Here is a 7,423-nt window from a genome sequence, read left to right on the forward strand (position 1 = left end):
CCTGCTGGACCCGAAGGCTCGATGGGCTCATCCATCACGCTGATCACGGGTCGAACTACACGGCCATGGTCTACACCGACCGTATCCAAGAGCTGGGCGCTGTCCCGTCGACCGGAACTGTTGGCGACAGCTTTGATAACGCGATGGCCGAGGCGGTCAACAACCTCNACTGATCCGTCAGCAAGGCCCCTGGCGGACGGTTGAGCAGGTCGAACTCGCAACGCTCGAATACGTGTGGTGGTGGAACCACGAACGGCTCCACGGGGAACTCGACATGCGCACCCCGATCGAGGTTGAACAGGCCTACTACGCTGGAACCGAGACGCTTCTGTCACCAACCGGCTGACAGGAAACCAGATCGGAACTCAAACCAGGCCAATTCAGATGTGTTTGCGCATGCGGAGATTGTTGATGGGTCGTTGTCGGCGAAGGTTGGTGACGCGGATGTTGCGGCGCCGGTGTTGGATGGTTCGTCGTTGACGTGGGAGGGCAATGTTCCTGCTGGTCAGACGGTGACGGTCACGTATCAGGTGAAGGTCAATTCGGATGCGTGGGGTGTGGAGTTCAAGAACCATGCGACGTCGGAAGCGACGCCTCCGGGTGAGGATGTTCCGCCGATTACGCCGCCTCCGGGTGAGACCACGCACAACACGCCGACAGCGCCCGTTACGCCGACGCCTATTCCCACGGCTCAGGAAGAATCGGACACGCCCAAGCTTGCGCACAGCGGTGCTGACGACCTGATCGCGCTCGGCTTGCTGAGCGCAGGATTGCTCATCGCATCCGGCCTCATCTGGTTTGCAAACAAACGGCGGAACGTTTAGGTATCGCGATAGCGCGTAACCACGACGCGTAGCTGAGAGGGTGGGAGAGCAACCAAGTTGCTCTCCCACTCTCCGTTTACGTAGACAACAGGCCAATGAAGCGCTGGGTGTCTCGAATTTCATCGACGATGAACCGACGTCGACCTGCGATTCAGGGGTGTGATGCTCCGCCGGCGAGGGCTGCCGGGGCGCAGAAGGCGGGCCGCGACCAAGAGGGAGTAGCGTGCAAGGCGTACGCGACGACGAAAGGCAGCATGGCGAAAGAGACGAACGGCACCCAACCTCCCCTGTGGCGCATCCTCATCATCGCCTTGCTGCCGACGTTCATCTATTCGGTCGGGCAGGGCGCGATTGTGCCGGTGATCCCGGCGGTCGCGACATCGCTCGGTGCCGATCTCGGTTTCGCGGGGTTCATCGCCGGTTCACTGCTCATCGGCCAGGCGGTCGGTAACTTGCCCGCCGGGGCCGTCGTGAGTCGCTTCGGCGAGCGGCGCGCGATGGTGTTTTCTGCGTTCGCGACGATCGTCGGCGCACTGATCTCGGTGTTCGCGGTGAACGCGTGGATGCTGCTCGCCGGCGTGCTCGTGCAGGGGCTCATGACGGCGACGTTTGCGCTCGCGCGGCAGGCGTTCTTGAGCACGTACGTGCCGTTCCAGTACCGGGCGCGGTCGATGTCGACGCTCGGCGGGGTGTTCCGCTCGGGCATGTTCGTCGGGCCGTTCATCGCGACGTGGATGATCACCGCGACCGGTGATGCGCAGACGAACTTCTGGGTGTTCATCGTGTGCTCGGCGCTCGCGGCGATTGCCGTGGCGGTGCTGCCCGACGTCGAGAAGGTGTCGCGTGCGCCGCGCGATTCGGCAGAGGTGTACGACGCGGGCGGGGATGCGCCGACCGGGGCGATTCCCGTGGCGAAGGATGTTGTGGCTGGTTCTGGCTCGTCGCGCGGGCGCGAGTCGATCGCGCAGACGTTCCGACGGCGCGGCGATGTGCTGCTGCGGCTCGGCACCGGTGCCGGAATCTTGATGATGATGCGCTCGAGCCGACAGGTACTGCTGCCGCTGTGGGGCCTGTCGATCGGGCTTGACGACGCGTTCACGACGCTGATCATCGGCATCGCGGGCGCGATCGACTTCGCGCTGTTTTTCACGTCAGGGTGGATCATGGACCGCTTCGGCCGCTCGGCCAGCGGCGTGCCCGCCCTGCTCGGCATGGGCCTTGGCTTCGCGGTGCTCGCGTTCACGCACGACCTGGATGCGTCGGCTACGTGGTTCGTCGTGATTACCCTCTGGCTCGGGGTCGCGAACGGCGTGGGGTCGGGCATCGTCATGACGCTCGCCGCCGACCTCGCCGACCGCGAGCATCCGGCGCCGTTCTTGGCGGCATGGCGCACCGTCACCGACGGCGCGAGCTCGACCGTGCCGTTTGTCGTGTCGGGGCTGCACGCGTTTGCCGGGATCGCCGTGACCTCGGGCTTCTTCGGCGTGCTCGGGCTGTTCGGGGCGTGGCTGTTGTGGCGGTATATCCCGAAGTACATCCCGAAGCCGCGGCGGCGGTGATGTGGACGGGCACGCGTGGTGCCCACCCCACGTTGAGTGTCCCGGAAATCCCACTTTTCGCGCGAAATCTGGGATGTCGGGGACACTAGACCGCGGAAACTGGCGGCTGCCCGCTCAGGGCGACCCCGCGCATCCGGCCTCGTACTTGCCTCGCCGCACGACCGAGTGTCCCCGAAGTCCCACTTCTCGCGCGATTTTTGGGACAACGGGGACACTTTGCGGCGAGGTCGAGCCCCGCCCGCCCCCTACTTCTTGCGCTTGGCGCGCACGCCGTGCGGCAGCCGGTCGAGGTAGTCGAGCAGCACGCCCTCGCGCATGGCCCAGGGCGACACGTCGAGGCGCTCGATCTCGAGCGCGCGCATCACCGAGAGCAACACGGTGCCGCCGCCGACGATCTGGAAGGCGCGATCCTGCGTGATGCCGGGCAAGGCATGCCGCGACTCCGACGGCAGCTTGGCGAGGCGCGGCAGCCAGTCCTCAAGCTGCCAGCGGTACAGGAACGTCATGGCGTTGCCGCCCATCCCCTCGCTCTGTGACCCCGCGAGCCGCGCGAGCGAACGAATCGTCTTCGACGACCCAACCACCTGATCGGGCTGGCGCAGCTCGGTGAACTTGCTCACCGCATCCGGCAACACGTCGTCGATGTACGTCTGAAGATCCTCGAGCTCGCGCTCGGTCGGCGGATCGTCAGTGAGATAGGTCTTTGTCATGCGGCCCGCGCCGAGCGGCAGCGACATCGCGAACTCGGGCAGCTCGTCGCTACCGATCGCGAGCTCGAGCGATCCGCCGCCGATGTCGACGAGTTGGATGCGCCCGGCGTTCCAGCCGAACCACCGGCGCACGGCGAGGAAAGTGACGCGCGCCTCATCCTTGCCCGACATGACCTGCAGGTCGATGCCGCACTCCTTGCGGATGCGCTTAAGCAGCTTCGCTCCGTTCGTCGCGTCGCGCAGCGCGCTCGTCGCCATCGGCAGCAGCTCGTCGAGGTTCGCCGAGGCGATGTGCTCAGCGGCGGCGTGCATCGTCTGCATGATGTGCTCGACGCCCTCGTCCGAGATCGAGCCGTCGGGCTCGAGGTACTTCATCAGCCGCAGCACCGACTTCGTCGAGGTCTTGTGCACGGGCCGGGCGCCAGGATGCGCGTCGACCACCAACAGGTGGACCGTATTGGAACCGACATCGAGTACGCCCAGTCGCATTCCCACAGTGTACGGCGCCGCCGCGCGGGCCCGGCGCCCGAACTACCATGGACGGATGCAGAACTTGGTGGTGCGTCAGGCGCGCACGGATGACGTGGTCGCGATTCGCAACGTCTTGGAACCGATGATGGTCACCAACCTCTTGCTGCGAAAGGACCTCGTCGTGCTGTACGAGGCCGTGCAGGAATTCCTCGTCGCTGAACTTGACGGCAAGATCGTCGGCTGCGGCGCCCTGCACGTGCTGTGGCGCGACCTGGGGGAGGTGCGCTCGATCGCCACCACTCCCGAGGTGCGCGGCATGGGCGTTGGCCACACGATGCTCGAGGGGTTGATCGAGCGCGCGCACGTGCTCGGGCTGTCGCGGCTGTTCTGCCTCACGTTTGAGACGAAGTTCTTTGGGCGCCACGGTTTCGAAGCCGTCGGCGAGCACGTCGTTGACCACGACGTCTATAAGGAGATCCTTCACTCGCCCGATGCCGGAACGGCCGAGTTCCTCGACCTGCCCTGGGTCAAGCCGAATACGCTCGGCAACACTCGGATGCTGCTGGAGATGGCGCGGGCGTAGGGCGCGTCGGGCTTTGGCCGCCTCGGGTTGTGGGCAGGGCTGGGGCGGCGAGGATGCGCGGGGCCGGGGTGGTGCGCGCGTCGCCTCCGAGCCGCGGAGCGCGGCCACGCACCCGCCGTCACCCGCACGACATCTGTAGTTCAGCATCCGGCTACCTGGGCCGTTACCGATTCGTTGCCGCAGGACCATACGCTTTCGAGCAGTTTCGTCTTTCTACAGTGAGGAATCTGTTCGTGCGCATCTCGATCAAGCAGCTCGGTGCTGCGGCGCTCGCGGTCGTGCTGGGAGCGGGCGCCGTCGCCTCGCTCAGCCAGCCCGACCCCGCATCCGCCGCGGCCGACGGCTCGACCGTCGTCATCAACGAGGTTTACGGCGGTGGCGGCAACAGCGGCGCCCCCTACAACCGCGACTTCGTTGAGCTCTACAACCCCACCGACGCTGCCATCGACCTCGGCGGCTACCAGGTCGTCCGCTACTCGGGTTCGGGTAACCCGCAGGGTGACGTCGTCGAGATCCCCGCGGGCACGACCATCGAGCCGGGCGCCACGCTCGTCGTCGGCGGCGCCTACGGCAGCAACACCTCGGCCGCTGACGTCCCCGTCGACGTCGAGGGCAACTTCGGGCTCGGCGCCTCGAGCGCGGCCATGAACCTCACCGACGCCTCGGGCGCCATCGTCGACCTCGTCGGATTCGGCACGGTCGGCGGCAACGCCTACGAGACCGCCGCCGCACCCGGCCTGAGCAACTCGACCTCGGCCCAGCGCATCCCCGACGGTGTCGACACCGACGACAACAGCGCCGACTTCATCGCCGCCGAGCCGACCCCGGGCGCCCTCAACGCGAGCGACGAAACCACAGAGCCCACCGACCCGACCGAGCCCACTGAGCCGGCCGAGTGCGACGTCGCGATCTCGGAAATCCAGGGCGCCGGCGCATCCACCCCGCTGCCGACCGACCAGGCCGTCACCACCTGCGGCGTCGTGACCGCCTCGTACACCACCGGCGGCCTCAACGGCTTCTACCTGCAGACCCCGACGACGGATGCTGCGGGCCAGCCGGTCGAGCAGGCCGACGACGCCTCGAACGGCATCTTCGTCTACACGAGCAGCGCGCCGACCGTCGCGATCGGCGACTCGGTGCAGGTCACGGGTACTCCGGACGAGTACTACGGCCTCACGCAGCTCGTGCAGCCGAGCATCACCGCGGTCGACGCGCTCGGCACGGTTGAGCCGCTCGAGCTCGCCGCGTGGCCAACGACCGAGGACGAGCGCGAGCTCTACGAGGGCATGCTCGTCGCGCCGCAGGGCACCTACACGGTGACCGACAACTACTCACTCAACAGCTACGGCGAGGTTGGGCTCGCGTTCGGCGAGGGGCCGCTCGTCAACGCGACCGAGGTCGGCGCCCCCGGCTCGGCCGAGGCGCAGGCGCAGGTCGACGAGAACACGGCCCGCGCCGTGCTGCTCGACGACGGCGCGAGCTGGAACTACCAGCGCAACGCCACCGCGAAGAACTCGCCGGTGCCCTACCTCAGCCTGCAGACGCCGGTCACGGTCGGCGCCACCGCAAGCTTCGACCAGCCGATGATCGTCTCGTACGGCTTCGACATGTGGCGCTTCCAGCCGCAGCAGCAGGTCGTCGGCGCCGAGAACGCGCCGGTGAGCTTCAGCGAGGTGCGTGAGGATGCGCCGGTCGACTTCTCGGGTTCGGACTACTCGGTTGCCTCGTTCAACGTGCTCAACTACTTCACGACCCTCGGCACCGACGAGGACGGCTGCGCCTACTACACCGACCGCGAGGGCAACCCGACGACCGCGAACAACTGCACGGTCCGCGGCGCCTACGACACCGAGAACTTCGAGCGCCAGCAGGTGAAGATCGTGAACGCGATCAACGCGCTCGACGCATCCGTCATCGCCCTCGAGGAGATCGAAGACTCGAGCGACTTCGGTCAGGACCGCGACGCGGCCCTCGCCAACCTCGTCGACGAGCTCAACGCCGCCGCCGGCAGCGACAAGTGGTCGTACGTGGCCTCGCCCGACACGGTGCCCGCGAATGGCGACGACGTGATCCGCACCGCGTTCATCTACCAGGATGCTGAGGTCAGCTACGTCGATGGCTCGACCGAGATTCTCGACGACAGCGCGTTCGTGAACGCCCGCGCGCCGCTCGCCGCGACCTTCGCCCCCGTGGCAAACGAGGACGAGCACTTCGTCGTCATCGCGAACCACTTCAAGTCGAAGGGTGGCTCGGGCGAGGGCGACAACGCGAACACCGACGACGGCAACCCGGCGTCGGCGACCGGCGGCTGGAACGGCGACCGCGTGCGCCAGGCCCAGGCGCTGCTCGAGTTCGCGGATGCGCAGCAGGCCGAGCAGTCGACCGACCTCCTGTTCATCACGGGTGACCTCAACTCGTACTCGATGGAGGCGCCGGTGACGACGCTGACCGACGCGGGCTACGTGCCGGTCGCATCCGACGGCTCGGAGTACAGCTACCTCTACACCTCGGAGCTCGCGACCGGCGGCAAGATCGGTACGGTCGGCTCGCTCGACCACATCCTGCTCTCTCCTGCCGCGGCCGAGCAGATGAACGGTTCGGACATCTGGACGATCAACGCCTACGAGCCGATCGCCCTCGAGTACAGCCGCTTCAACGCGAACGTCACGAACTTCTACGACGAGAGCCCGTACCGCGCATCCGACCACAACCCGATCATCGTGGGCATGTCGACGACGCCGGTGGAGACGCCGGAGCCGACCGAGTCGCCGGAGCCGACCGAGACCACTGCGCCGACGACCCCCGCGACCGAGACCCCGGAGCCGACCGCCTCGCAGACCGAGTCGCAGGAGCCCCAGCTCGNTGCCGAGTCGGCCGCGGGCGTGAAGTACGTCGGCGTGAACTTCGCCGCGAACGCCTCGGTGAACATCGCGATCTCGATCGACGGTGGCGAGCCGCAGAACGTTGAGTCGCTCACGGCCGATGCCGATGGCATGATCAGCGGTCAGCTGACCTACCAGACGGTTGACCCGGAGACCGGTGGGGTCGTCGAGGACAACCTGCCCTGGCCGGCCGGTTCGTACACGATCATCGCGACGCAGGGCGAGCTGTCGGCGACCGTGACCTTCACGNGGGCGAGGGCGCCGCAGCGACCGACGGCACCGCGACCGCGTCGGCGACCGCGACCAGCGACCCGAGCGACACCGCCGCCGCGACCGCGACTGCGACGAGCATCCCGGCCGACGGCACGAACAACGCGGGCGGCCAGCTCGCGAC

Annotated in this window: 6 protein-coding genes; 5 read left to right on the top strand and 1 reads right to left on the bottom strand. The window is 67.1% G+C overall.

The window, feature by feature from the left end:
• Positions 1-172: 172 nt before the first annotated feature.
• From ID132_RS15075 to ID132_RS01700, 3 genes are all read left to right on the top strand, one after another.
• Entirely contained in the window at positions 173-346 is a 174-nt protein-coding gene (locus ID132_RS15075; RefSeq protein ID WP_193127734.1) for an IS3 family transposase, read from the top strand.
• A gap of 40 nt (positions 347-386) precedes the next feature.
• The gene (locus ID132_RS01695; RefSeq protein ID WP_125107683.1) at positions 387-824 is read left to right on the top strand and encodes a DUF7927 domain-containing protein; all 438 of its coding nucleotides are present in this window, start codon (positions 387-389) and stop codon (positions 822-824) included.
• 254 nt (positions 825-1,078) lie between these two features.
• Positions 1,079-2,383: an MFS transporter gene (locus tag ID132_RS01700; protein WP_193127705.1), complete on the top strand. Its 1,305-nt coding sequence runs from the start codon at positions 1,079-1,081 to the stop codon at positions 2,381-2,383.
• Positions 2,384-2,628: 245 nt separating this feature from the next.
• On the opposite strand, the gene ID132_RS01705 is transcribed toward ID132_RS01700, so the two are convergent.
• Positions 2,629-3,582, bottom strand: coding sequence for a Ppx/GppA phosphatase family protein (locus ID132_RS01705; protein ID WP_193127706.1), 954 nt, complete (start codon positions 3,580-3,582; stop codon positions 2,629-2,631).
• A 55-nt stretch (positions 3,583-3,637) separates the two neighbouring features.
• On the opposite strand from ID132_RS01705, the gene ID132_RS01710 reads away from it, so the two are divergent.
• Together ID132_RS01710 and ID132_RS01715 are read left to right on the top strand one after the other, a co-directional pair.
• A complete protein-coding gene (locus ID132_RS01710; RefSeq protein ID WP_125107685.1) occupies positions 3,638-4,147 on the top strand; it encodes an amino-acid N-acetyltransferase in 510 nt (169 codons plus the stop codon).
• Between the two features lie 53 nt (positions 4,148-4,200).
• A partial coding sequence (locus ID132_RS01715) for an ExeM/NucH family extracellular endonuclease (protein ID WP_235988217.1) occupies positions 4,201-7,423 on the top strand: 3,223 nt, incomplete at its 3' end.

It is taken from the genome of Gulosibacter sediminis, from assembly GCF_014904065.1.
GTDB lineage: Bacteria > Actinomycetota > Actinomycetes > Actinomycetales > Microbacteriaceae > Gulosibacter > Gulosibacter sediminis.